This is a genomic window from Psychromonas arctica (genome assembly GCF_038155225.1).
Lineage (GTDB): Bacteria > Pseudomonadota > Gammaproteobacteria > Enterobacterales > Psychromonadaceae > Psychromonas > Psychromonas arctica_B.
Map to the genome: position 1 here is coordinate 1 of NZ_JBAKBA010000364.1, position 215 is coordinate 215.

General features: G+C 42.8%; 1 protein-coding gene. It reads left to right on the forward strand.

Features of this window, described 5'->3' with window-relative positions; genetic code table 11:
- Positions 1-215 (forward strand): hypothetical protein (locus V6255_RS18800; protein ID WP_341629465.1); only part of this gene is annotated, 215 nt, incomplete at both ends.

Sequence of the window (215 nt, forward strand, 5' to 3'; positions counted from 1 at the left end):
CTGATCAATTCGGTGATTTATATGTGCGTGCTATAAATAATGACATGGTGCCATTAAGCGAACTGTGTACTGTCACTGTTGTCGCGGAACCTCGTTCATTACCCCACATTAACCAACTTAACAGTGCAACAATAGGCGCAGTACTTACGCCTGGTGTCACGATGGTGACAGCAATTACCTTCTTTCAAGGGCTATCAACAACTAAATTACCACAA